Raw genomic sequence first — 23,053 nt, 5'->3', positions numbered from 1 at the left:
GCTGGTATCACCATCTGGCATTTTATCGTTCAATCAATGTGAATTGATTAGTCGAGTTGTGGACCCGCTGCGACTAAAGCTTTTCCTTCGGCATTATCAGTATATTTATCAAAGTTTTTGATAAAACGCTGGGCCAAATCTTCAGCTTTACTTTGCCATTGCAATGGATCCTGATAGGTATCTCGTGGATCTAAGATCTCACTATCTGCCCCCGGCAATGCTGTGGGGACTTCTAGATTGAAGATCGGCAAGATTTTAGTGGTTTGCTGTTCAATAGAACCATCGAGAATTGCATCGATGATTGCTCGTGTATCTTTAATCGAGATCCGTTTACCAGTACCGTTCCAACCGGTGTTCACCAAGTAAGCTTCTGCGCCAGCCGCTTCCATCCGTTTGACCAGTACTTCAGCATATTGGGTGGGGTGTAAAGTTAGAAACGCCGCTCCAAAACAGGCAGAGAAGGTTGGTGTTGGCTCAGTAATCCCACGTTCTGTACCCGCTAATTTGGCGGTAAAGCCAGATAGGAAATGATACTTGGTTTGTTCTGCGGTGAGTTTGGCAACTGGTGGTAGCACGCCAAATGCATCGGCAGTTAAGAAAATTACTTTTTGCGCAGGTCCGGCCTTAGATACTGGCTTCACGATATTTTCAATGTGGTAAATCGGGTAAGAAACGCGAGTATTTTCGGTTTTCGACCCATCGTCATAGTTTACGCTGCCATCATTGCGCACGGTTACGTTTTCTAACAAGGCATCCCGTTTAATCGCATGATAAATATCAGGCTCAGCTTCTTTACTCAATTTGATGGTTTTTGCGTAGCAGCCACCTTCAAAGTTAAATATGCCTTCATCGTCCCAGCCGTGCTCGTCATCCCCAATGAGTTGGCGTTTCGGATCGGTTGACAGAGTGGTTTTCCCAGTGCCTGATAGACCAAAGAAAATCGCTGTATCACCTTTTTCACCCACGTTGGCAGAGCAATGCATCGAGGCTACGCCATTGAGTGGCAAATAGTAGTTCATCATGGCGAACATGCCTTTCTTCATTTCGCCGCCGTACCAAGTACCACCAATGACTTGCATTTTTTCGGTCATATTGAAAACCGTAAAGTTCTCGGAGTTAAGACCTTGTTTTTGCCAGTTAGGATTGGTGGTTTTAGAGCCGTTCATCACTACGAAGTCTGGCTCATAATCGACCAGCTCTTCTGCGCTTGGACGAATAAACATATTGGTCACAAAGTGGGCTTGCCAAGCCACTTCTACAATGAAACGCACTTTTAAACGCGTATCGGGGTTGGCACCACAAAAGGTGTCGACCACAAACAGGCGTTTACCAGAGAGTTGGTCGGCTACTATTTTTTTGAGATCGGTCCAGACTGCCGGATCGATCGGTTTGTTATCATTTTTAGCTTGCTCAGAAGTCCACCACATACTGTCTCGGGTGGAATCATCTAACACGATGTATTTATCTTTGGGGGAACGTCCGGTAAAGATCCCGGTGTCAACCGCAACGGCTCCAGACTGAGTTACAATTCCTTTTTCGTAACCAGTTAATTCGGGTCGGGTTTCTTCTTGGTAGAGTGTTTCATAAGAAGGGTTGTAAATAATTTCCGACACGTCTTTGATGCCGTATTGCGTCAGGTTGATCACCTGATCCTTTTCTGCAACGTCTAGCATAGCAGTCTCCTGTAGGTAGAGAGGTAAGATTTATATTATATTTTTGTTAGTAATGGTTTTGATTCTAGCTCTTTAACGGGTGTAAAAAGAGAAGGGCGTCAAATTACCAGCACATTTTATTATGGTTATATTTATTGTGATCAGGAAATGCGATGAAACACGCATTCCCTTGGCCTAGTTTAGTGAAGGTTGCTTGGGTTTGTCGATAGTTTGTCTTGAGAAAAGTTTTCTATGTCGGCTTCGTTGAATTGATACTCATGCCCGCAATAGTCGCAATGCATGGAAATATGTCCACGTTCATGACAAATATCTAACAATTCTTGATGGTCTATGTTCATTAATGCAGTTTCACAGCGCTGTGTTGAGCAACTACATTTGAAACTGACTTGTTGTGGCTCATACAATCTAACTTGATGCTCATGATATAGACGGTAGAGTAATTGCTCCGCGTCCAATTCAAAGCTCTCTGCCGCCGTGGTGGTATCGCTTAAAGTGGCGATTAGTTGAAAGTGTTCCTTATCTTCTGCTTGGCTGGCTGGCAGAGCTTGTAGGAATAAGCCACTCGCGTAAGGCTGTTGTTGATGGATCCCAGTAAATAACCAAATGCGGGTATTGAGTTGTTCTGACTGCTGAAAGTAGCTTTCGATACTGGCTGCCACTCCTGCAGGATCAATATTCACGATCCCTTGGTAGCGTTCGCCTTGGGTTGGGGTAATGGTAATTACAATGTGCCCTTTACCCACCAGTTCGCTAAAGCTGATTTGAGGGTCGATGGCTCCTTTCCAATTCGCTACGCCGCGCATTTGTTGTTGTTCGGTGCCACTCACGGCAACCATGCTAACCGGGCCATCGCCTTGAATTTGCACGGTGATGTCACCTTCAAATTTTAGCGTCGCGGTCAGTAAGCAAGTTGCGGCAAGCAACTCACCTAATAAGTTTTGGATGGGGCTTGGGTAGTTTTTTTGTCCGACGATTTCTTGGTAGCTTTGCTGTAGCTGAACTAACTCACCACGCAGATTATAATCTTCGAATATATAACGGTTTAGAATGTCTTGCTTCATGTTTAGACCTGACTATTTTTGTTTAAACTGAATTATTTGACGACGCTGCTTTTTATCGGGGCGTCGTTCTGGACTAGTATTTTGTGCTAACAGCTTACGTTGTAATGTTTGTTGTTCGCGTTTCTTGAGGCTGTCCTCGGTTTCTTGATAGAGTTGTTGAGCCTGAGATGCTGGGCCGCGTTTGTCACTGACTTGTAATATTACCAGTTCAATATATTGCTGGCCTTGCCATAGACTCATGGTGGCACCAATTTCAACGTTGCGACTTGGTTTACAGCGTTGTTGGTTGTAGTGGACTTTTCCGCCCATCACCATTTCGCGAGCGAGTCCACGAGTTTTATAAAAACGAGCGGCCCACAACCATTTGTCGATGCGCGTTGCTGAGTCTTTAGATGTTTGAGGTTTCATAAAAAGTTTAGCTTGCTGGTCTATTAGTTGTTAAATTATATCAGCTTTATGGACGCTCGCTATCGCCCAGTTTAGTGCGTTATACAACATAAAAGTAATAAAAGTGCAAAACAACGCAACTTTTGTTCTTACAGCACTTGTTCTGTTGCCAAGTGTCTTTAGAATGAATAACTTCCGTGCTTGGCGGCTTACCTTGGATATTTCATAAGGAACCTGGATAATCGTATAGCGATGTCAGATGTATTATAAGAATAAATGGATATTAAATCTCTCTCAGCTCAGCTTGTTCGCTATGTTCCATCACGAAAGAGTAGTGTCGTCGTCACTGTGCTTTTGTTATGTATTGCGGCCTATCAGTTAGCCACGATTACTTGGTTGTTATTCCCTCGACAGGCGCCGTCTTTTCGCTGGGTTCCACAAGCAGTAGATACCCTTGGTAACCATCAACAAGTCGATTTGACTCGCTTGCTTAAACTGAATTTGTTTGGTGAATATCAGGCTAAAAAAGCCTCTAAAGTGATTGCTCGACCAGCTTCGACCGAAGCACCGAAGACCTCTTTAAAATTAACACTTTCCGGTTTGGTTGCGAGTAGTGACCCTGCCAAATCGCTGGCGATTATTGAAAATAAAGGTAAGCAACAAACCTATGGTTTAGATGAGTCGATCCAAGGTACGCAAGCGGTGATTAAAGAAATCCAAGTCGATCGGGTTATTTTGTTGCACCGTGGGGTTTACGAAAGTCTGTTATTAGATCCCGACAATAAAGTTGCATCTGCTCGCACTAATCTTCGCTTTAAAGCAACTGGCTCTAGTACCGCAACAGCAAAACAGCTTAAAGTGGACGTGAAAGAAGTCTTGAAAGATCCTTCTAAGTTAACTGATTACATCAGAATTTCCCCGGTGCGACGAGATGGTGCTTTAACTGGCTATCGAGTGAATCCAGGTAAAAATAAGGGAGTGTTTGAGCAAGTTGGATTAAAAGCGGGGGATTTAGCGGTTGCGCTAAATGGATTTGATCTGCGCGATAACGCGCAAGCAATGCAAGTGATGCAAGAGATGGCGGATCTCACGGATATTACGATAACCGTAGAACGAGATGGCCAGCTACAGGATATTTTCTTCAGCCTGCCGAATGAATAGTACCGGAGATATTTTTAGATGAAGTTGCAAGCGTTACGCTATATTCACCACATATTGATTGGCCTGATTGGATTAGGGCTATGCACAGTGGTGAGTGCCACCGAGTTCTCGGCTAATTTTAAAGACGCCGATATTAATGAGTTAATTACCACGGTGGGGCGTAATCTCAATAAAACCATCATTGTCGATCCTGCTGTACGCGGTAAGGTGAATGTTCGGAGTTACGATTTACTGGATGAGAAGCAGTATTATCAGTTTTTCCTCAATGTCTTAGAAGTTTATGGCTTTGCCGCTATTGATATGCCTAATGGCGTGGTGAAGGTTGTTCGCTCTAAAGATGCCAAGGCTGGGGCGATCCCTGTGGTGGACCAGGATGGTCAAGCCGCGGGTGATGAAATGGTGACTCGGGTGGTTGCTGTTAAAAATGTTTCGGTTCGAGAACTTGCCCCCTTGTTGCGCCAGCTGAATGATAACGCTGGTGGCGGTAACGTTGTGCACTATGACCCTTCCAACGTGATTATGCTAACCGGTCGCGCCGCGGTGGTGAATCGTTTAGTTGAAATTATTCGTCGGGTGGATAAAGCGGGTGATCAGGAAGTGGATATTATTCGCCTGAAATTTGCATCTGCCGGTGAGTTGGTACGCATTATTGAATCCTTAACCACCAATAAAAGTGGTAAGGGAGCAGCGGCTAGTTTATTGATACCCAAAGTGGTTGCCGATGAGCGAACCAATAGCATTGTTGTATCTGGAGAGCCAGGCGCGCGTGCGCGGGTGGTCAGCTTAGTGAGTAAGTTAGATAGTGAACTCGAAACCTATGGCAATACTCGCGTATTTTATTTGAAGTATGCCAAAGCCACCGACTTAGTGGATGTGCTGAAAGGGGTTAGTGAGACGGTGGCCGCCGAAGCTGCAGGGGGCGGAAAAAAGGCCTCTGCCAATAATGCTCGCGGTAATTTTTCGATTGAAGCTCACGAGGATACCAATGCCTTAGTGATCACCGCCCAACCCGATACTATGCGCACCCTAGAAGGGGTGATTAACCAGCTTGATATTCGTCGCGCGCAAGTCAATGTAGAGGCGATCATTGTAGAAGTGGCGGAAGGAGATGGCGTGAGTCTTGGGGTTCAATGGGCCACTGCTGCCGGAGGGACCCAGTTTAATAATGTAGGTATGTCTGTCTCTGAGCTTGGCGCGGGTATTTACGATGCTCAACCGACCAAAGGGAGTACGGTGTGTAATGATGGCACTTGTACTGTAAACCCAGATACCGATGGTGATGTTTCTACTTTGGCTAGCGCCTTATCTAAGGTCACCGGGGCTGCCTTTGGTTTCTATGGCACCGATTGGGGAGTATTACTACAAGCGGCTGCGACCGATTCTCGTTCTAATTTACTCGCGACACCATCGATCACCACCCTTGATAATCAGGAAGCCTACTTTACCGTGGGTGAAGAAGTTCCGGTGCTTACCGGTTCTGCCTCAAGTAGCGGAAATGATAATCCCTTCACTACGGTGGATCGTAAAGAGGTCGGGGTGAAATTGAAAGTCACGCCACAAATCAATGAGGGCAATGCAGTACAGCTAACCATTGAGCAAGAAGTCTCTAAGGTGCAAGGGCAAACCTCGGTGGACATCGTGTTTGCCAAACGTCAACTTTCGACCACGGTATTGGTAGACAGTGGCGATACCATTATCTTAGGGGGTCTATTAGACGACCAAATCGAAGAAAGTGAGTCGAAGGTGCCTTTGCTGGGGGATATTCCAATATTGGGACATTTATTCCGCTCTACCAATTCCAAGAAGACCAAACGTAATCTGATGATTTTTATTCGTCCGACCATCATTCGTGATGCGGCAACCATGCAAAATATTAGCTCTCGCAAATATAGCCAAATTCGAGCGCAACAATTGCTACGTGAAGAGTTGGGTGTAGCCTTAATGCCCGAAACAAAAGTACCCGTTTTACCTGAATTTAATTCGGTGGATGACGTTTCTCCAGAAGTTCAAGAATATATTGATTATTTAAAAGAAAAACAATTACGCGAGCAAAAGAAAGCGGGTGAAGCGAGCGGCGCAGCAACTTCAGATAGCGAAGAGTCTACGAAGGTGAGTGCTGAGTAATGGATGTAAAAGCTGAACTTAATTATGTCGAAGATGAAAAAGCCTTGGTCTCCGATATTCCGCACTTGCAGGGGATTGAGGGTTGGCAGTTACCTTATATGTTTGCCAAAAACTTCGGCGTGATGTTAGAAAAAACCGTAAGTGGTTGGCGGGTATTTCATCATTCTAAAATTGAGTTAGCTGCTTTGCAGGAAATTCGTCGGGTCTTAAAGCAAGAATTTGTCTGTGAAGTCCTATCGGACGAGCAGTTTGAGCAGCATCTGACCGAAGCTTATCAGCGTGATTCTTCACAAGCTCGCCAGTTAATGGAAGATATCGGCAACGATATGGACTTTTACACCTTGGCCGAAGAATTACCCGAAAATGAAGACTTACTCGAAACCGAAGACGATGCGCCGATTATTAAACTAATTAACGCGATGTTAGGTGAGGCAATTAAGGAAGGGGCCAGTGATATTCATATTGAAACCTTCGAAACCATCTTAGTGATCCGCTTTCGTATCGATGGCGTGTTGCGTGAAATTTTGCGACCACATCGTAAGTTGGCCGCTTTATTGGTTTCACGGATCAAGGTCATGGCGCGTTTAGACATTGCCGAAAAGCGGGTGCCCCAAGATGGTCGAATCTCCTTGAGAATTGCTGGCCGAGCAGTGGATGTTAGGGTTTCAACCATGCCATCAAGCCATGGTGAACGGGTGGTATTACGACTGCTGGATAAAAATAATGCACGCCTGAATTTAGCCAATTTAGGCTTAATGGCACCGCATCGAGAGATTATTAGTGAATTATTGTTAAAACCTCACGGGATCATTCTCGTGACGGGGCCAACTGGTTCGGGGAAAAGTACCACGCTGTATGCCGGTTTAAGTGAAATTAACAGTAAAGACCGTAATATCCTAACCGTAGAAGATCCCATTGAATATAATATTGAGGGCATTGGCCAAACTCAGGTGAATACTAAGGTAGATATGACCTTTGCTCGGGGGCTGCGGGCGATTTTACGCCAAGATCCCGATGTGGTGATGATTGGTGAGATCCGTGATTTAGAGACCGCGCAAATAGCAGTGCAGGCCAGCTTAACCGGCCACTTAGTGTTGTCTACTTTGCACACCAATACCGCGATTGGTTCGGTAACCCGTTTACGCGACATGGGGGTGGAGCCTTTCTTATTATCTTCTAGTTTATTAGCCGTGTTAGCCCAGCGCTTGGTTCGAACGCTTTGTGTCGAATGCCGTGAAGCGCATGTGGTGAGTGAGCGAGAGCACCAGTTATTAGGCGTAGCAAAAGATGCTACCGTATATCGTCCAGTGGGTTGTGAGCATTGTAATCATACTGGCTACCGCGGTCGAACTGGGATCCATGAGTTGTTGCCGATCACTGACGAGGTACGCGATATGATCCATGCGGGTAGCAGTGAGCAGGAAATTGAAACTGCGGTTAGAGAGAGTTGCCCAAGTATTCGCCAAGATGGGGTTGCCAAAGTGCTGCAGGGGATTACTAGCTTAGAAGAAGTATTGCGGGTCACCCGCGAAGGATAGTTAGGGTTATGCCGGCATTTGAATATCAAGCCTTTAATCAGAAAGGTAAAAAAGCTAACGGAGTACATGAAGCCGATACCGCGCGTCAAGTGCGCGCTTATTTGCGTGAGCAAGGACTTACCCCCCTAAAGATCGAACAAGTCGCCGAAAAATCTACGGCTAAAGCTGCTGGATTTCGCTTCAAACGGAAAATTAGCACCAGCGATTTGGCCTTGTTGACGAGACAGTTAGCCACCTTAGTTGCGGCGGCAATGCCGATTGAGGAATCCTTGAAAGCGGTGGCGCAACAGGCTGACAAACCCAAATTAAAGAGTGTTATTTTAGGGGTTCGCTCTAAAGTTGTAGAGGGCTACAGCCTCGCCGACAGTATGGGCGATTTCCCAGAGGTCTTTGAAAAACTGTATTGCGCCATGGTGGCGGCGGGAGAAAAGTCGGGTCACCTGGATAAGGTTCTAGAAAGGTTGGCCGATTATACCGAGCAACGCCAAGCGATGCGCATGAAAACCATGCAGGCTTTAATCTACCCGGCGGTATTAACGCTGGTGTGTATATCGGTGATTGCCATCTTACTGGTTTCGGTGGTGCCTAAAGTCGTCGCGCAGTTCGAGCATATGGGACAAACGCTGCCAGCGGCAACCCGTTTCTTAATTTATATCAGCGACTTGGTGAGAGATTACGGTTTAGTTTTTGTGATTGTTATTGTTTTGGCAATGGTCCTTTGGCAGCGGATGTTGCAGAAGGATAAAATTAGAATGAACTGGCACCATCGCTTACTGTCGATACCAGTGCTTGGTAAAGTCACTAAAGGTCTAAATACGGCGCGTTTTGCTCGAACCCTGAGTATTCTTAACGCCAGCGCGGTTCCCTTACTTGAGGGGATGGGCATTGCAGGCGAAGTATTGACTAACGATTTTGCGCGTGCGCAGGTACTTGATGCTGCTGCCAAAGTACGTGAAGGAGAGAGCCTACATCAGTCGTTAGAGGCAACGAAGCTGTTCCCGCCGATGATGTTACACATGATCGCCAGCGGTGAACGCTCCGGTGAGTTAGAAGGAATGCTGGAGCGTGCCGCTGACAACCAAGACCGTCAGTTTGAAACTCAAGTAAACATAGCTTTAGGGATATTTGAGCCCGCCTTGATCGTTAGCATGGCGGGTATCGTGCTATTTATTGTGATGGCTATCTTAATGCCAATTTTGGAACTTAATAATATGGTAGGGCTTTAGAACCTACCCGTTTTTCGGAGTAAATAGAATGCAAAAATCGATGTGCTTACCGCGAACTAGCCGAGGCTTTACTTTGCTAGAAGTCATGGTAGTGATTGTTATTTTAGGGATCTTAGCCGGCTTGATTGTCCCTAATTTATTAGGGAATAAAGAAAAGGCCGATATCCAAAAGGCGAAAACGGATATCGTGGCTCTGGAAAATGCTCTCGATATGTATCGTCTCGATAACTCCCGCTACCCGACAACGGAACAGGGCTTAGAAGCTTTGGTAAGCAAACCGACATCATCTCCGGAACCTCGTAATTACCCAGAAGATGGTTACTTACGCCGTTTACAGAAAGACCCTTGGGGCAATGAATACATTATTGTGAGTCCCGGTGAGCATGGTCGTATTGATATCTTTAGTGCTGGCTTAGATGGTGAAGAAGGGACCGAAGACGATATCGGTAACTGGGATCTCGATAAGTAATTTTGGCTGCTTCTGCTTGCAATCCTCAAACCCGCCAGCAAGGTTTTACCTTGCTGGAAGTGATCTTGGTATTGCTGCTGATGTCGATTGGTATTTATACGGTGGTGATGTCGGTGTCGGGTTCCAGTGAGCAGAAAATACTCGAACAAAAAGCCAAGCATTTGGCTGCTTTAGTGCAATATGCTCAAGAACAGGCCCTGTTAACGGGTTACGATTATGGGATCTACGCTGATGTTGAGCATTACCAGTTCGTGAGAATGGAAAAGCAACGCTGGGTGGCACTGGACGATAAGATCTTTAAAAAAGAGAAATTTGAAGAACCCTACGCCTTAGCACTGAGTTTAGAAGACGAGCAGCAGTTAAATCAGGGTTATGGTAGCGGAAAATTGGGTTTTACCGATAATCCTTTGTTTGAAGAAAACTTCATCACCGAAGACGTTGAGCAAAAAATCGTGCCACAAATATTATTATTGAGTAGTGGTGAAGTCACGCCTTTTAGTTTGCAATTTATATTTGGCGAAAGTCCATCTACTTGGCAGGTAAAGAGTGATGATTTGGGCCAATTAAGTATTGATCGGCAGTCAAGCCAATGAAAGCGCAACGAGGGATGACGCTGCTCGAAGTGATGGTTGCGTTGGCCGTATTGGCCATCGCTGGCACAGCGGTCATGAAAAGTGCTTCAGAGAATCTGCTTAGTCTGAATTATATTCAAGATAAGACCTTCGCCCTATGGGTGGCCGACAATCAAATGGCCGAACTGAAACTCAGCGGGACTTGGCCGGGCACCTCGAGCCGAAAGGGCAACACCGAGTTTGCTGGTCAGCAATGGTATTGGCGCTCGCAAGGGGTTGCAACCAGTGATAGTGATTTTATCGCGGTAACTCTGTCGGTTTATCGCAGCGCCGAAGAAAAATCAGCGCTGGCTGAAGTCACTAGTTATTTGAGCCGCTAATGAAGCAACGCGGATTTACGCTATTAGAGATGTTGGTGGCTATCGCTATTTTTGCCATGTTATCGATAGCGGCCTATCAAGTCTTGCAAGGGGTTTTGCATAGTGATCAGATTTCGCAACGCCATGGTGAACGATTAAGGCTATTACAGCGAGCTATGTTCTTGATGCAGCGTGATTTTAGCCAAATCGCGCCGCGCTCTGTTCGGGATGAAACGGAAGAACAGCGAGCGCTGCTTGTGGTTGGTAAGTATCTGCTGGATAGCGATGATATGGGGATTGAAATGGTCAGCTTAGGCTGGCGGAACCCCTCTTCGGTGCTCAATCGCTCTCATTTGCAGCGAGTTGCATATTTGATAAAAGATCAAAAGTTAATTAAGCGTTTTTATCAATATCCCGATGTTGTTGTGGGCTACGAGCCGCGAGAAATGGTATTGCTGGACGATGTCGAGGGTTTGAGTTTTCGTTTCTATGGTTCTAAGGGGTGGAGCGAGCAGCCGCCAGAAGGGAGTCAGTTGCCCAGTGGTGTGGAAGTGACACTGCGATTGAAAGACTATGGTGAATTACGCAGGGTTTATATCACCGCAGCAGGTAGTCGAGCCGCTGTGGCGAGCAAAGCACAAGAAAATACCAATACCAACGATGGCAAGACTGGCGATAACGGTTCATCTAACGATCAATCCAGTAAGGGTGCCGAATAATGCAAGGGTTCTCAGCTCAGCGCCAGCGCGGGGTCGCATTATTAACCGTCATGCTTATTTTGGCGGTGATGGTGGTGGTGGCTGCACAGTTTAGTCAGCGCTTGCAGCTCGACCTAGCGCGAGCCAGCAACTTACAACAATCTATACGTGCTCATTGGCTATTATCGGGGGCGGAAGCGTTTGCCATTAAAGTCTTAAAACAAGATCTAAAAGATGATGATAGGGTGCATCTGGGGCAATACTGGGCCACTGAGGGAATGGTGTTCCCTGTCGAAGATTCGGTGATTAAGGGCAGTATTCATGATTTACAGGCCTGCTTTAATTTAAATGCTCTAGGGCAACCGAATAAAACGGATGGACAGCCGCCCAAAGTGGCTGCGCAATTTACCGGTTTATTAGTGGCCTTGGGCGTGGACGCTTATCTCGCTGAGCAGATCACGGATGCCACTCGGGATTGGATTGATGCGGATACAATTCCTTTGGCGCAGGGTGCCGAAGACGGTGTATATGAAGGCTTAATTCCGCCTTATTTACCGGCGAATATGCCGATGGTTGAGCGCAGCGAATTTCGAGCGGTATATGGCGTAAATGCTGCGATTTATCGCAAAGTCTCTCCTTATATTTGCGCTTTGCCGCAGTCGACTTTGGCGATTAATGTGAACACAATTGCACTCGATCAGCCGCAATTGCTTGAAGCGCTGTTTTACCCGGATTTAGATAACAGTAGCGCGCAACAGGTCTTGAATGACCGACCAGATGAAGGCTATCGTAGTTTAGATGAAATGATGGCACATAATGCTTTATCAGGCATTTCTCTGAGTGCGTCAGGGCTTAAGTCGTCGCTAACATTAAATTCAAATTATTTTATGGCACAACTGCAAATAGAAAATGAACAAGGACAAGCACAGATGACCAGCGTTATTCAGCGCAGTGGCAAGGCCGATCTTAAGTCGATCCGCAGAACTTACGGAGGCGCACAGTGAACGAGCAACTGTTAATCCGCTTACCCAGTAGCGACCAAGATGTCATCAACTGGATGGTTTGGTCTGATAACGAACAAGAAGTGATTGCCGCTGGAGAGCTTAGCGGAAGTGCGGCGTTGAGTTCATTACAAGAAAAAGCCGAACATCGGCGAGTCACGGTGTTGGTGCCAGCCTGTGATGTGACACAACATCATTTAATTTTGCCGAAGTCGGCGCAGCGTTCTTGGCAACAAGTCGTCCCATTTATGTTGGAAGAGCAACTCGCTCAAGATCCCGACGATTTACATATTTGTATTTTGGCTAAAGCTAAAGATGGGGTTGACGTTGCTTGTGTGAGTCAGCAGCAAATGTCGGATTGGCTGGAGATGCTGGAAGATGCGAATATCTCTAGTCAGGCGTGGCATGTGGATAGCTTTTGTTTACCTCAGCCAGAGACGGAGCAAGCCAGTGCGTTGCAGATTAATCAGCAGTGGTTATTTCGCTTTGCCGATGGGCGTGGCATGTGTATTGACCAAGCCTGGTTAAGTGTTGCTTTACCATTGTTAGTCAAAGATGACCAACAATTGCTGATTAAGCACTATAGTCCGGCACCCGATATCGAAGTTGCGGGCATTGAGTGGCAGGCCGCTTCACCAGAATTACCGATGAAGCTGTTGGCCGACGGTGCAAAAAAGGCAAGTTTCAATTTATTACAAGGCCGCTACGCTACCGAAAATCCAGTGACCAAGTTATGGGCACAGTGGAAGAAAGCTGCGATAGCCGCTGGGCTTTGTTTTGCGCTAGCGCTCACTTATCAGCTGCTTGATACCTACAATACCGAACAACAATTAGCCACTGTCGATGCCAATCTTCGTCAGGTTTATAAGAAGGTATTTCCTCAGGTCTCACGGATCCGAGATAGTCGGATCCGCAGTGACTTTCGCAAAGCTATAGCTGCACTTGATCAAGCGCCTCAGCAAGACTTTTTAATGATGATGACTCAGCTGTCATCAGCCTTCGGTAATACTGATAATTTTAAGCCATTGAGTTTGCGTTATGAGCAAAAGAAGGGCGAAATCCGTTTACAAGCCCAGGCACCATCGTTCCAAAGTTTTGAACAGTTTCGCCAAGCTTTAAAGCCCTATGCGAGCGAGCAAGGTACGTTAAGTAACAAGGCGGGTGGGGTTGTTGGAACGCTGATCATAAGGAAGGCTTTATGAAACAATGGTGGCAAAGTTTAAATAAGCGTGAGCAAAACTTAGTGATGCTGGCTAGCATCTTGTGTTTTGTCGCCGTTTTATATTGGGGTGTTTGGTCGCCGGTGGCGCAAGCAAACCAAGCTGCGAAACAGCGTTTAGCGACACAACAGCAAACCCTATTGTGGGCGCAACAGCAAGGTGCGGTGATTTTAGCGAATGGCCATACGCAAGCCAATGCTGGCACAATTAAAGTGAATCAAGCGGTCAGTAGTAGCGCCCGTCAACAGCGTATTAGCATTAGTCGAATTCAACCTAAGGGCGATAGTGAAGTTGAAGTATGGATTGAAAATGTCCCTTTTAATCAATTGTTGGGGTGGTTGAATATGCTTAGTCAACGTTACGGTGTCGTTGTTGAAAGTATCGATTTAGATGAAGGGAAGCAAGCCGGTATGGTTGGTGTGCGCCGCTTACGTTTAGGTAAGGCAGAATGAAGAAGTATTTTGGATTAGCGCTGTTATTGATTTCTGTTTATTTGGTTAGTTTGGTGGTCACCATGCCTTTGTCGGTGGTCCTCAATTATCTTCCAATTCCCAAACAAGTGGTCTTGAATCAGCCTCGCGGTTCGGTGTGGGATGGTCAGTTAGCGAGTATTAACTTACCTCAGCTGAGTTTAAAACAAGTGCATTGGCAGGTGAAACCGAGTGCCTTATTGAGCGGCCGACTCATGGCTGAGTTGAGTTTGGGGAACGATCATGAGCTCGCAGGACAGGGTTTAGTTGGGCTTGGTCTGTCGGGATGGTTTGTCAAAGATTGGCAGCTTAACGCGCCAGCAAGCTGGCTGATGCAACAGTTACCGTTGGGGCTTCCAGTTTCGGTTGACGGCGAACTTCAACTGCAATTGACGGAAGCAAGCCAAGGTAGTCCATGGTGTGAACAATTACAGGGACAGCTGCGTTGGTTGGCACCATTGATCAATTCGCCCTTAGGTGAATTACAGCTAGCAAATGCGAAGGCTGAGCTTGCTTGTAAGCAAGGACAGCCGACAATTCAGTTGAATCATCGTGACTCGCAAGTCGAACTTGAGTGGTTCGCTTCACTGACTTCTTCGAGTTGGGCTGCCGAAGGCAAAATTAAAGCCGGAGCGGAAATGCCCAGTGGTTTAAGTAACAATCTTAAATATATTGGAAGAGTCGATCCACAGGGATATTATCGGTTCAAAGAGCAGGGGCGTTTACCTCGTTAACATCGGGCCTGAGCTTACCAATTGTTGGGTGAGCGGCTGGTAATCGTCAACGGATGGGAAGTGTTTAAAAGACTTGCTCGCTTGCTGTGAATCGGGGTTGCGGATCCCTAATAGAAATTTAATGCCAAAGCGGCTGGCTTGCTCAAGCAGTTTCTCATTATCATCAATAAACAGGGTGCGTTCCGGCTCGAAGGGGGGATGCTCAAGCAGTGCTTGCCATAGTTCAGGTTTTTCTTTGGGATAACCAAATTGATGCACGCTAAACTGTTGGTCCAAGTATTGATCTAAACCGGTCAACCTAACCTTGGTGGCGAGACCATCGGGATGGCAATTGGTGAGTAAAATACGTTGCTTGCCTGCTTGTGCTAAAGCGTTTAAAAAGGGTTTTACGTTATTGCGCCATGCTATTTTATGCTCTACCTCGGTTTTAAGCTGGCGTATATCGATGTTGGTTTTGTTGCTCCAGTAATCGAAACAATACCAATCTAAGGTGCCTGCAACGGTTTCGTAATCAGCCATTAGTTGTTCACGGGCCTGTTCTATACTGAGCTTATTTTGCTGAGCAATTGCGATCGGTAGATAATGCATCCAAAAATAATTATCGTAATGGAGGTCTAGCAAAGTGCCGTCCATATCCAGCAAAACGGTATCTATTTGGCTCCAGTTAAACATTCTTGTTCGCAAATCCTTGAGTGCTTCTAACAGCAATGTAACAATGATACTACGTCAATGATAGCAGGAACCGCGATGAGTAAGCATCATCCGCCCCGATTAGTAGACAGTGCCATCACTGCTGAAAGTCGTTATTTCAAAATTGAAGAATTACACCTTGAGTTTAGTAATGGCGAACACCGGACCTATGAGCGCTTGGTTGGCTCGGGGCGCGGCGCGGTCATGGTACTGCCTATCACTGAGCAAGGTGAGCTGTTATTGGTGAGTGAATACGCCGCCGGAACAGAGCGTTATGAGCTAGGCTTTGTAAAAGGCTTGATCGATCCAGGAGAGACCGCACTGGTTGCCGCCAATCGAGAGTTACAAGAAGAAATTGGCCTGATAGCGAGTGAATTTCAGCTGCTTACCGAACTCTCGGTGGCGCCGAGTTATTTCTCCAGTCATATGTCGGTTTATGTGGCACAGGGGCTTCGTCCGAGTATTTTACCTGGCGATGAACCAGAACCGTTGCACATGATTAAAGTTTCTTTGCAAGACTTAGACAGTGTATATAGCCGTGAAGACTTTTCTGAAGCGCGTAGTGTTGCATCATTGTTGTTATTAGAAAAATGGTTGAAGAAAAATAAGGTGGATTGCTAGAGGATGTTTGAGCCTGTCAGTGTGTTATCAGAAGTGATTGAAATTGCACGTGGTGCTGGTGAGTTAATCCGTAGCATTTATGAGAAAGGTGATTATGTCAGCGAGGTGAAACAAGATAAAACACCCGTGACCTCAGCTGATTACGCAGCCCATCATTTTATTATGAATAAGCTTTCCAGCTTAACTCCAGAAATCCCCATTTTGTCTGAAGAACAGGCGAATATTCCTCTAGAAGAGCGTCAAACTTGGCAAACTTATTGGCTAGTCGACCCTTTAGATGGTACTCAGGAGTTTGTTTCTGGGAGTGGTGACTTTGCTACCGAAATTGCCTTGATCCACGATAACCAACCGGTATTGGGGGTGGTTTATGGACCTATCGTGCAAATATTGTATGCAGCAGTCAAGGGGCATGGTGCGTTTAAAGAGCAGGCGGGTAAACGAACCAAAATTCGTAGTCGTCATTACGATAGTCCGCCCGAGCAAATCCGGGTTGCCACCAGTCGAGTGCAGCGCCCTGCTTTATTGCAAGCGATTTTAAATTGTAACTATCATTACAAACTTTATCCTTTAGGTAGCGCTAGCTTAAAAAGTTGCTTGGTCGCCGAGGGCGTTGCTGATTGTTATATTCGAGTCGGCCCAACTGGCGAATGGGATACTGGCGCGCCGCAGATCATCTTAGAAGAAGCGGGTGGCGGATTGTTGGATTTACATTTACGCGACCTAAGCTATAACCAGCGCGAATCCTTAGAGAATCCTAATTTTATTTCTTTGGGTGACCGACAACTGCCGTGGCGAGATATTCTGAAAAACCCCAGCTAAGTAACATCTAAGATACATAGTTCTTATATTCGTTTTTACAATGGTTTAACCTCAGGGGAATAGCGGGTATAATTTTGCCAATAATGACAAGGATGCCTAATACTGCAGACAGTAGGCACAATGAGGAGAGATAAAGGTGAAGCTTTTGAATTGGAAAACATTGCTGGTATCACTGTGCTTAAGCATATTACCCAGTGCGTTTGCGGCTGATATGTCTGATGAAGCGATAATCGAGCGGATTAAACCTGTCGGCTCCGTTTATTTAGATGGCGAACTTGCCGTGACTAAAGCCCCTGCTGCCGCAAGCGGTCCTCGAGATGGGGCCACTGTTTTTAATACTTATTGTACGGCTTGTCATAGCACTGGTGTTGCCGGAGCACCTAAAAAAGGTGATGCAGCCGCTTGGGAGCCTCGTATTGCTCAAGGTAACGAGACCTTATTTAACCACGCTTGGAATGGGTTTAATGGTGTGATGCCAGCCAAGGGCACTTGTGGTGATTGTAGTGAAGATGAAATTAAAGACGCGATTGCCTATTTAACCCAATAAGGCCAGCCCGTTAAGCAATAAAAAACCACCGTGAACGGTGGTTTTTTATTGCCAGAATAATTAGCGTCGTTTACGGCGTTTTTTCTTTTGTAGTTCGGCAATCATTTTCTTTTTTTCTTCTTTTTCGGCGACTAGTTTGGCCGTTTCAACTTTCTCAACTGCCACCATCGCTGGCGTTTCCAAGCTAATTCGACCGATAGTTGCATCGCGTAGTTCGTTAAGAATGATGGTGGCAACCTTCACGTAGTCGACCTGACCACCACGAACCAAACAGCCTCGGCGGCGACCAATCTCTTCCATCAAGACAATTTCTGACTCAGGTAAATCTTCAAGCTTATAACGGGCTTTTAACTGTTCGGGATAGGCTTCTAATAGATATTCGCAAGCAAAGGCTGCGACATCATCATAATCCATGGCTGTATCTTTGACCGCTCCGGTTGTTGCCAAGCGGTAGCCGCTGGCGACATTGTCGAACTTTGGCCAAAGGATCCCTGGCGTATCTGAGAGGATGATGTTGCCCTCTAGACGGATCCTTTGTTGAGCCTTGGTTACCGCCGGTTCGTTGCCGGTTTTAGCGATGGTTCGTCCCGCTAAGGCGTTAATTAAAGTCGATTTACCGACATTAGGGATCCCACAAATCATAGTATGGATTGGCTTATCAACGCCCCCTTTATTGGGTAACATACTACGACATAAGCTTAGTAATTCTTGCGTCTGATTCCCCTGAATAGTACACAAGGGAATCGCTTTAACCCCTTGCTCTTGTTCAAAGTATTGCTGCCATTGGCGGGTGATCTCGGGATCGGCTAAATCACTCTTGTTTAACACTTTGATACAGGGTTTATCACCACGTAGGGTGGCAACCAACGGGTTCTCACTGCTATAGGGGATCCGAGCATCCAATACTTCGATGATCAAATCGATATTTGGCATCACTTCTTTGATTTGTTTCTGGGCTTTGTGCATATGCCCTGGATACCATTGAATTGCCATCCTATCCCCTTACCATTTCATCAATTTGGCGCTCATTGTACTCACTCAAGCTATAAAGTGTAGTGCTTTGTGCCGATAGCTGTACCAACATGTGGCGAAAGGATAAAAGAAAATCAAGAGCAAATGTAAGCAGTTGTCACGGATGTAGGTTTATTACTGATAATTCTTATTTTAACTGCTATGTTAAAGGGGCGCTTTCTGGTATCAATTACTTTGAGGCTGAATGCTCTGGTGGTTGCCCTAGCGGGAGTGTTTAGCTTGTTAATTTTAAGTGTTAAAATTAATCAGGATCCGTATCTCGCCGTTATTTTTGAGATATAAATTAAGGCTAACAATATTTGTTAGTATTCATAAGCCACTTTTAGGCAATCTTAGGGAAGAGATCATGTCTACCAATGAGCTAAAACAGCAGGCTGAGATTATTCACGCTGCTGATAGTGTCGATTTTCATTCTCCAAAGCAACGCAGTCACCGTTCAGAGGTGAGTCTGCAAGTTCGATATGAGCACCATAAGGCGCGCCATCAACATTATAAGAAAGCCTATCGACATGTTAGAAAGTATCGTTGGATTAGTGCCGCGCTGGTGGTCATTAGTTTTGCGTCGGTATTTTATTTAGTCGCTCTATTACCGACTTACCATGATTTGAGACACGATTATGAAGGCTTGTTAAGTGATTTTAATGTGGTTGAACAGCAAAACTTGAAATTGAACCAAGCTTTACAATTAGAACGAAAATATAACTTCGAACTAAATAAAGAGAATCACCCCGAATTACGTGTATTTGCCTTTGATAGTTTGATCGCCATCGACCAACAACATGTTCGTTCGGCTTTTTTTGTTGAGTCGGAAAACCAAGGGAAACAGATTGGCGTGAGTTACCAGTTGTTGGTTGAAGGGCCGATTGAGCAAGCCTTGGTGATGATATTTATTGACCAAGGTGGTGAAGAAGTGTTTCGACAGGGGATCGACTTTAATCAGCGAGTGGTATCTCAGGGACAGTTGGTCACGCTTGATGGCAGCATGTCTTATGCGAAACAATTGGATATTCGCTACTTTAGGATCGAAGTTCAGGAGATGGACGCTACCAAAAATAAAGACCTCAGCCGCTAATCTGTGGCCTTTGTTCAGAAGGCTACTAACTCATATGGTTTCGTCAAAAGGACTGGTATTAAATATATTTGGCATCATTGCTGATCTATTCTTGGTGATGAAAATCAAAAGACCCTAGACGAGCCTTTTAGTTATTCTCGTCAGGTGATGCCATAGTGCTGTTCCTGATATAAAAAATGACGGTTCCTTGTAAAAATAATCTCAAAAGATAAACAGCCTCTAGGCATTGCCAGTTATACTGGGCAACTCCAAGGACCCTATTCAGCATGAAGGTGTAGAGATGTACATTACTGATAATTTTGATAGTGGTAACATTCGAGTTATCGCTTTACAAGATCCGCAAGATATCCAACTTGAAATCAAACATGACAACCAATCTGAGTTTTTTCAGTGGTTTCATTTTCGTTTTGAAGCTGAGCAAGCGCAGTCTTATCAATTCCATATTATCAACGCCAGTCAGTCGGCTTATCCACAAGGTTGGCAAGGTTATCAGGTCGTCGCATCTTATGATCGCCAACAATGGTTTCGCATCGATACCGATTATGATGGTGAGCAATTAAAATTTTCTTTGGCGCTTGAGCAATCGAGTGTCTATTTCGCTTATTTTGCACCTTATAGCTACGAGCGCCATCTGGATCTATTGCAAACCATACAACAAGATCCTCGGGTGAGACTTAGTACCCTAGGGCAAACCTTGGATGGTCGGGATATGAGTTTATTGCAAATTGGTGATGCCGAGCAGGACAAGCACAAAGTTTGGGTGATGGCGAGGCAGCACCCAGGTGAGACCATGGCAGAATGGTTTGTTGAGGGGATGCTCGCCACGTTATTGGACGAAGATAATCCCTTGGCTAAAAAGCTATTGGAAGAAACCGTATTTTATGTCTTGCCGAATATGAATCCAGATGGTTCAGTGCGAGGTCATTTGCGTACTAATGCCGCTGGTATAAATTTGAACCGTGAATGGCAAAATCCAAGCATGGAACATAGCCCAGAGGTGTTTTTAGCAAGACAAAAGATGTTGGAATTGGGAGGCGATCTGTTTCTTGATATTCATGGAGATGAATCTGTGCCTTACAATTTTGTGGCAGGGTGTGAAGGGGTCCCTTCATATGATGCGCGGCATCAGTTGCTAGAAGAAACCTTTAAGCAAGCGTATATGGCGATTTCACCAGACTTCCAAGATCAACATGGTTATGCCAAGAACAAGCCGGGAGAGGCTAACTTAAAGATTGGCGCCGCATGGTTGGGCGAACAGTTTAAGACATTGTCTTATACCATCGAAATGCCATTTAAAGATAACGCTGATTTGCCTGATGAGGATTACGGCTGGTCACCGGAGCGGGCAATGCAATTGGGTGCAGATGTGTTGTTTCCAATTAAGCAGAGCTTAGCGCGTTTGTAGTGTCCTATTTAGCTATTTAGCGCTTAATTTTGAGCATACAAAAAGGAGGTTATGATGGATGACCTCCTGATTCGTTGTGGCTACAAGAGAAGTCGCTAGACTTGCTTTTTCTTTTTTAGTCTATCGGTTAGATTTTTTTATTTGATGTGTTCGGTTATTGGAATCATCCTCCTAGTCGATGATCGCCATTGTTTAAGGGGGCATTTCGCCACTTTTAGTATGTTGTGATTCACACGTTACAGGTAGCCGTTGGCCGCTTTTCATCCGCTTCCGAGCGAAGTCTCGTCGGTAAAGTGAGCGCAATCATGAATCAATCAAGAGCCGACGACATGGAAGTCGTGCAGAGGAGCAGTCTCAGTGATTTAGCGAAACTTGATGTTTTATCTTTGAGCTAAGATATCAGAGTCACTCACTAAGGTTCTATAAAGGTTCGCGACTTGACGATACAAGCCAGATTAGCCTTGATTCGTTGAAGGGTCTTCGAATCAAAGGCTAATCGGTGTTTTAGTCCCTTGAATTTACATAGTACCAATATACTCTGTAGTTTATATTCTGGAAAAGTTCTGTAAAGCTAGAGTCGACGAGGCTTCTAGGACTTTTCCAGAAATATAGCAAAAATGACAAAATTTTGTTGAGAAGCAAGATTCTGGAAAGAATTTTCCAGAGGACAAAGTTTTTTTTGCGCAGGAAGGGTAGACGAAATTTATTGAAATCTTTCTTCTTGCTCGAAGTGGCCCTGAAATGCTTTACAATCTTAAATGTCGACATACTAACAAGAGTAAAGCTAACTAGTTGCCTACAGCATATGCTAGGGGAGCACTCAAACGCTTGTCTCCTAACTCGATTATTGCTAGATTCTCGTTATGAATAATATTTCAATGCCTACATTATCCATTCTTTGGTGGCGCTCTCATTAGAGCGGCACAGAATTCTTACATTCTTATGCTGCTGGTAGGTAGCTAAGATTGTCATCTCTTTTGTATCTCCAGTGGCCAATTTATTTGACGAGGAGATATACCAATGAATACACAACCGAAAACTGATAAATTAGAGGTTATTTTAACCGGTGATAGAGCTACGGGCCCATTACACCTAGGCCATTACGTTGGTTCTTTAAAGCAGCGTGTCGCTTTACAAGCTCACCATGAACAAACCATTCTTGTTGCTGATATGCAAGGCCTGACAGACAATGCCCTTCACCCTCAAAAAGTGTCATCGAATATTCTAAATGTGGTGGCGGATTACCTCGCTGTAGGGATAGACCCATCAGCAACAACCATATGTCTGCAGTCACAATTACCAGCGCTTGCCGAGCTCACTATGTATTACAGCAACCTAGTTACTATTAGTCGACTAGAGCGTAATCCCACAGTTAAAAGTGAAATTCAAAATAAAGGATTTGAGCGCTCCATCCCTGCAGGATTTTTAACTTACCCCATCTCTCAAGCCGCGGATATCACTGGGTTTAACGCAACATTAGTCCCCGTTGGTGACGACCAATTACCAATGCTTGAACAAACTAATGAAATCGTGCGGAAGATAAACGCGTTAGCCGGGCGCAATGTTCTCAATGAATGTCAACCATTGTTAAGTAAAGCGCCACGCTTACCTAGCACCGATGGAAAAAATAAGATGTCTAAATCTATGGGGAACACTATTAATCTAGGAGCTAGTGAAAAGGAAATCACTGCAGCGGTTAAGTCTATGTATACCGACCCTCACCATGTAAGGGTTGAAGACCCCGGCAAGATAGAGGGGAATGTGGTGTTTACTTATTTAGATGCTTTTCATCCAGATGAAAGCTATGTCCAACAATTAAAGCAACACTATCAACGAGGGGGACTGGGTGACGGCGTGACGAAACGAATATTAGAAGAATGCTTACAAGAAATGCTCCGGCCCATTCGAGAGAGAAGAGCTATGTATTTAAATGACAAGGCACAACTAATCGACATTTTGAAGGCTGGAAGTCAGCTTTCTCGAGAAAAGACAGATAAAGTGCTCTTTGATATCAAAGACATATTTGGCCTAAATCTATTTTAGTCACAGGCGTAATGAGTAACGATGTAAAGGTTGGTTTTCTCTACTTTGTAGCCGGCGACGTTTTTCGTGATTTAGAGTTATATACAGCAGCAAAAGCCAGCTTGTGATTTGCATAAACTTTTACTGTAAGA

23 protein-coding genes are annotated in these 23,053 nt (G+C 45.2%); 18 read left to right on the top strand and 5 right to left on the bottom strand.

Annotated elements, in window-relative coordinates:
* Positions 1 to 47: 47 nt before the first annotated feature.
* The 3 genes from pckA to hslR form a co-directional block, all read right to left on the bottom strand.
* Positions 48 to 1,673, bottom strand: a complete 1,626-nt coding sequence (gene pckA / locus ACRRSW_RS20670; RefSeq protein WP_432460323.1) for a phosphoenolpyruvate carboxykinase (ATP) — start codon at positions 1,671 to 1,673, stop codon at positions 48 to 50.
* Positions 1,674 to 1,852: 179 nt separating this feature from the next.
* On the bottom strand, positions 1,853 to 2,734 hold the full coding sequence (gene hslO / locus ACRRSW_RS20665; protein WP_432455680.1) for an Hsp33 family molecular chaperone HslO: 882 nt from the start codon (positions 2,732 to 2,734) through the stop codon (positions 1,853 to 1,855).
* Positions 2,735 to 2,746: 12 nt separating this feature from the next.
* A complete protein-coding gene (hslR, locus tag ACRRSW_RS20660; protein WP_432455681.1) occupies positions 2,747 to 3,142 on the bottom strand; it encodes a ribosome-associated heat shock protein Hsp15 in 396 nt (131 codons plus the stop codon).
* A gap of 255 nt (positions 3,143 to 3,397) precedes the next feature.
* On the opposite strand from hslR, the gene gspC reads away from it, so the two are divergent.
* The 12 genes from gspC to ACRRSW_RS20600 are packed head-to-tail and all read left to right on the top strand — an operon-like array spanning position 3,398 to position 14,693.
* Positions 3,398 to 4,282, top strand: coding sequence for a type II secretion system protein GspC (gene gspC / locus ACRRSW_RS20655; protein ID WP_432460322.1), 885 nt, complete (start codon positions 3,398 to 3,400; stop codon positions 4,280 to 4,282).
* Between the two features lie 18 nt (positions 4,283 to 4,300).
* Positions 4,301 to 6,406, top strand: a complete 2,106-nt coding sequence (gspD, locus tag ACRRSW_RS20650; RefSeq protein ID WP_432460321.1) for a type II secretion system secretin GspD — start codon at positions 4,301 to 4,303, stop codon at positions 6,404 to 6,406.
* The gene (gene gspE, locus ACRRSW_RS20645; protein WP_432460320.1) at positions 6,406 to 7,944 is read left to right on the top strand and encodes a type II secretion system ATPase GspE; all 1,539 of its coding nucleotides are present in this window, start codon (positions 6,406 to 6,408) and stop codon (positions 7,942 to 7,944) included. Before gspD ends, gspE begins: the two co-directional genes overlap by 1 nt.
* An 8-nt stretch (positions 7,945 to 7,952) precedes the next feature.
* Positions 7,953 to 9,170, top strand: coding sequence for a type II secretion system inner membrane protein GspF (gene gspF / locus ACRRSW_RS20640; protein ID WP_432455685.1), 1,218 nt, complete (start codon positions 7,953 to 7,955; stop codon positions 9,168 to 9,170).
* Positions 9,171 to 9,198: 28 nt separating this feature from the next.
* Entirely contained in the window at positions 9,199 to 9,639 is a 441-nt protein-coding gene (gspG, locus tag ACRRSW_RS20635) for a type II secretion system major pseudopilin GspG (RefSeq protein WP_432455686.1), read from the top strand.
* Between the two features lie 2 nt (positions 9,640 to 9,641).
* Positions 9,642 to 10,232 (top strand): type II secretion system minor pseudopilin GspH, encoded by a 591-nt coding sequence (gene gspH, locus ACRRSW_RS20630; protein WP_432455687.1) that lies wholly within the window; start codon positions 9,642 to 9,644, stop codon positions 10,230 to 10,232.
* Positions 10,229 to 10,591, top strand: coding sequence for a type II secretion system minor pseudopilin GspI (gene gspI, locus ACRRSW_RS20625; RefSeq protein WP_432455688.1), 363 nt, complete (start codon positions 10,229 to 10,231; stop codon positions 10,589 to 10,591). Before gspH ends, gspI begins: the two co-directional genes overlap by 4 nt.
* On the top strand, positions 10,591 to 11,289 hold the full coding sequence (gene gspJ, locus ACRRSW_RS20620) for a type II secretion system minor pseudopilin GspJ (protein ID WP_432460319.1): 699 nt from the start codon (positions 10,591 to 10,593) through the stop codon (positions 11,287 to 11,289). Before gspI ends, gspJ begins: the two co-directional genes overlap by 1 nt.
* Positions 11,289 to 12,272 carry a type II secretion system minor pseudopilin GspK gene (gene gspK / locus ACRRSW_RS20615; RefSeq protein WP_432460318.1) on the top strand — a complete coding sequence of 328 codons (984 nt, stop codon included), beginning with the start codon at positions 11,289 to 11,291 and terminating at the stop codon, positions 12,270 to 12,272. Before gspJ ends, gspK begins: the two co-directional genes overlap by 1 nt.
* Complete coding sequence (gene gspL / locus ACRRSW_RS20610) at positions 12,269 to 13,471, top strand: type II secretion system protein GspL (protein ID WP_432460317.1); 1,203 nt, start codon at positions 12,269 to 12,271, stop codon at positions 13,469 to 13,471. Before gspK ends, gspL begins: the two co-directional genes overlap by 4 nt.
* Positions 13,468 to 13,941 (top strand): type II secretion system protein M, encoded by a 474-nt coding sequence (locus ACRRSW_RS20605; protein WP_432460316.1) that lies wholly within the window; start codon positions 13,468 to 13,470, stop codon positions 13,939 to 13,941. The genes gspL and ACRRSW_RS20605 overlap by 4 nt, the downstream gene beginning before the upstream one ends.
* Positions 13,938 to 14,693 carry a type II secretion system protein N gene (locus tag ACRRSW_RS20600; RefSeq protein WP_432460315.1) on the top strand — a complete coding sequence of 252 codons (756 nt, stop codon included), beginning with the start codon at positions 13,938 to 13,940 and terminating at the stop codon, positions 14,691 to 14,693. Before ACRRSW_RS20605 ends, ACRRSW_RS20600 begins: the two co-directional genes overlap by 4 nt.
* Here the strand turns inward: ACRRSW_RS20600 and yrfG are convergent.
* Positions 14,682 to 15,365, bottom strand: a complete 684-nt coding sequence (yrfG, locus tag ACRRSW_RS20595) for a GMP/IMP nucleotidase (protein WP_432460314.1) — start codon at positions 15,363 to 15,365, stop codon at positions 14,682 to 14,684. The genes ACRRSW_RS20600 and yrfG overlap by 12 nt on opposite strands.
* A gap of 75 nt (positions 15,366 to 15,440) precedes the next feature.
* Here yrfG and nudE point away from each other — a divergent pair, with 75 nt between their 5' ends.
* The 3 genes from nudE to ACRRSW_RS20580 all read left to right on the top strand — a co-directional run bounded on the left by nudE (position 15,441) and on the right by ACRRSW_RS20580 (position 17,370).
* A complete protein-coding gene (gene nudE / locus ACRRSW_RS20590) occupies positions 15,441 to 16,004 on the top strand; it encodes an ADP compounds hydrolase NudE (protein WP_432455695.1) in 564 nt (187 codons plus the stop codon).
* Between the two features lie 3 nt (positions 16,005 to 16,007).
* Complete coding sequence (gene cysQ, locus ACRRSW_RS20585) at positions 16,008 to 16,823, top strand: 3'(2'),5'-bisphosphate nucleotidase CysQ (protein ID WP_432455696.1); 816 nt, start codon at positions 16,008 to 16,010, stop codon at positions 16,821 to 16,823.
* Positions 16,824 to 16,959: 136 nt separating this feature from the next.
* Entirely contained in the window at positions 16,960 to 17,370 is a 411-nt protein-coding gene (locus ACRRSW_RS20580) for a c-type cytochrome (protein WP_432455697.1), read from the top strand.
* Between the two features lie 60 nt (positions 17,371 to 17,430).
* Here ACRRSW_RS20580 and ylqF read toward each other — a convergent pair whose 3' ends face one another.
* On the bottom strand, positions 17,431 to 18,363 hold the full coding sequence (gene ylqF, locus ACRRSW_RS20575) for a ribosome biogenesis GTPase YlqF (RefSeq protein ID WP_432455698.1): 933 nt from the start codon (positions 18,361 to 18,363) through the stop codon (positions 17,431 to 17,433).
* 385 nt (positions 18,364 to 18,748) lie between these two features.
* On the opposite strand from ylqF, the gene ACRRSW_RS20570 reads away from it, so the two are divergent.
* The 3 genes from ACRRSW_RS20570 (at position 18,749) to trpS (ending at position 22,922) form a co-directional block, all read left to right on the top strand.
* On the top strand, positions 18,749 to 19,474 hold the full coding sequence (locus ACRRSW_RS20570) for a hypothetical protein (protein WP_432460313.1): 726 nt from the start codon (positions 18,749 to 18,751) through the stop codon (positions 19,472 to 19,474).
* Between the two features lie 280 nt (positions 19,475 to 19,754).
* A complete protein-coding gene (locus tag ACRRSW_RS20565; protein ID WP_432460312.1) occupies positions 19,755 to 20,879 on the top strand; it encodes a M14 family metallopeptidase in 1,125 nt (374 codons plus the stop codon).
* A gap of 1,020 nt (positions 20,880 to 21,899) precedes the next feature.
* Positions 21,900 to 22,922 (top strand): tryptophan--tRNA ligase, encoded by a 1,023-nt coding sequence (trpS, locus tag ACRRSW_RS20560; protein WP_432460311.1) that lies wholly within the window; start codon positions 21,900 to 21,902, stop codon positions 22,920 to 22,922.
* Positions 22,923 to 23,053 lie beyond the last annotated feature (131 nt).

The sequence above is a fragment of the Agarivorans sp. QJM3NY_25 genome, assembly GCF_050870875.2.
Lineage (GTDB): Bacteria > Pseudomonadota > Gammaproteobacteria > Enterobacterales > Celerinatantimonadaceae > Agarivorans.
This window is presented reverse-complemented; position numbering and strand designations above follow the sequence as displayed.

What these genes read in the sequence shown, in the direction of transcription:
- pckA (WP_432460323.1), bottom strand. Translation starts at nt 1,673, where the DNA reads ATGCTAGACGTTGCAGAAAAGGATCAGGTGATCAACCTGACGCAATAC.
- hslO (WP_432455680.1), bottom strand. Translation starts at nt 2,734, where the DNA reads ATGAAGCAAGACATTCTAAACCGTTATATATTCGAAGATTATAATCTG.
- hslR (WP_432455681.1), bottom strand. Translation starts at nt 3,142, where the DNA reads ATGAAACCTCAAACATCTAAAGACTCAGCAACGCGCATCGACAAATGG.
- gspC (WP_432460322.1), top strand. Translation starts at nt 3,398, where the DNA reads ATGGATATTAAATCTCTCTCAGCTCAGCTTGTTCGCTATGTTCCATCA.
- gspD (WP_432460321.1), top strand. Translation starts at nt 4,301, where the DNA reads ATGAAGTTGCAAGCGTTACGCTATATTCACCACATATTGATTGGCCTG.
- gspE (WP_432460320.1), top strand. Translation starts at nt 6,406, where the DNA reads ATGGATGTAAAAGCTGAACTTAATTATGTCGAAGATGAAAAAGCCTTG.
- gspF (WP_432455685.1), top strand. Translation starts at nt 7,953, where the DNA reads ATGCCGGCATTTGAATATCAAGCCTTTAATCAGAAAGGTAAAAAAGCT.
- gspG (WP_432455686.1), top strand. Translation starts at nt 9,199, where the DNA reads ATGCAAAAATCGATGTGCTTACCGCGAACTAGCCGAGGCTTTACTTTG.
- gspI (WP_432455688.1), top strand. Translation starts at nt 10,229, where the DNA reads ATGAAAGCGCAACGAGGGATGACGCTGCTCGAAGTGATGGTTGCGTTG.
- gspJ (WP_432460319.1), top strand. Translation starts at nt 10,591, where the DNA reads ATGAAGCAACGCGGATTTACGCTATTAGAGATGTTGGTGGCTATCGCT.
- gspK (WP_432460318.1), top strand. Translation starts at nt 11,289, where the DNA reads ATGCAAGGGTTCTCAGCTCAGCGCCAGCGCGGGGTCGCATTATTAACC.
- ACRRSW_RS20605 (WP_432460316.1), top strand. Translation starts at nt 13,468, where the DNA reads ATGAAACAATGGTGGCAAAGTTTAAATAAGCGTGAGCAAAACTTAGTG.
- ACRRSW_RS20600 (WP_432460315.1), top strand. Translation starts at nt 13,938, where the DNA reads ATGAAGAAGTATTTTGGATTAGCGCTGTTATTGATTTCTGTTTATTTG.
- yrfG (WP_432460314.1), bottom strand. Translation starts at nt 15,365, where the DNA reads ATGTTTAACTGGAGCCAAATAGATACCGTTTTGCTGGATATGGACGGC.
- nudE (WP_432455695.1), top strand. Translation starts at nt 15,441, where the DNA reads ATGAGTAAGCATCATCCGCCCCGATTAGTAGACAGTGCCATCACTGCT.
- cysQ (WP_432455696.1), top strand. Translation starts at nt 16,008, where the DNA reads ATGTTTGAGCCTGTCAGTGTGTTATCAGAAGTGATTGAAATTGCACGT.
- ylqF (WP_432455698.1), bottom strand. Translation starts at nt 18,363, where the DNA reads ATGGCAATTCAATGGTATCCAGGGCATATGCACAAAGCCCAGAAACAA.
- ACRRSW_RS20570 (WP_432460313.1), top strand. Translation starts at nt 18,749, where the DNA reads ATGTCTACCAATGAGCTAAAACAGCAGGCTGAGATTATTCACGCTGCT.
- ACRRSW_RS20565 (WP_432460312.1), top strand. Translation starts at nt 19,755, where the DNA reads ATGTACATTACTGATAATTTTGATAGTGGTAACATTCGAGTTATCGCT.
- trpS (WP_432460311.1), top strand. Translation starts at nt 21,900, where the DNA reads ATGAATACACAACCGAAAACTGATAAATTAGAGGTTATTTTAACCGGT.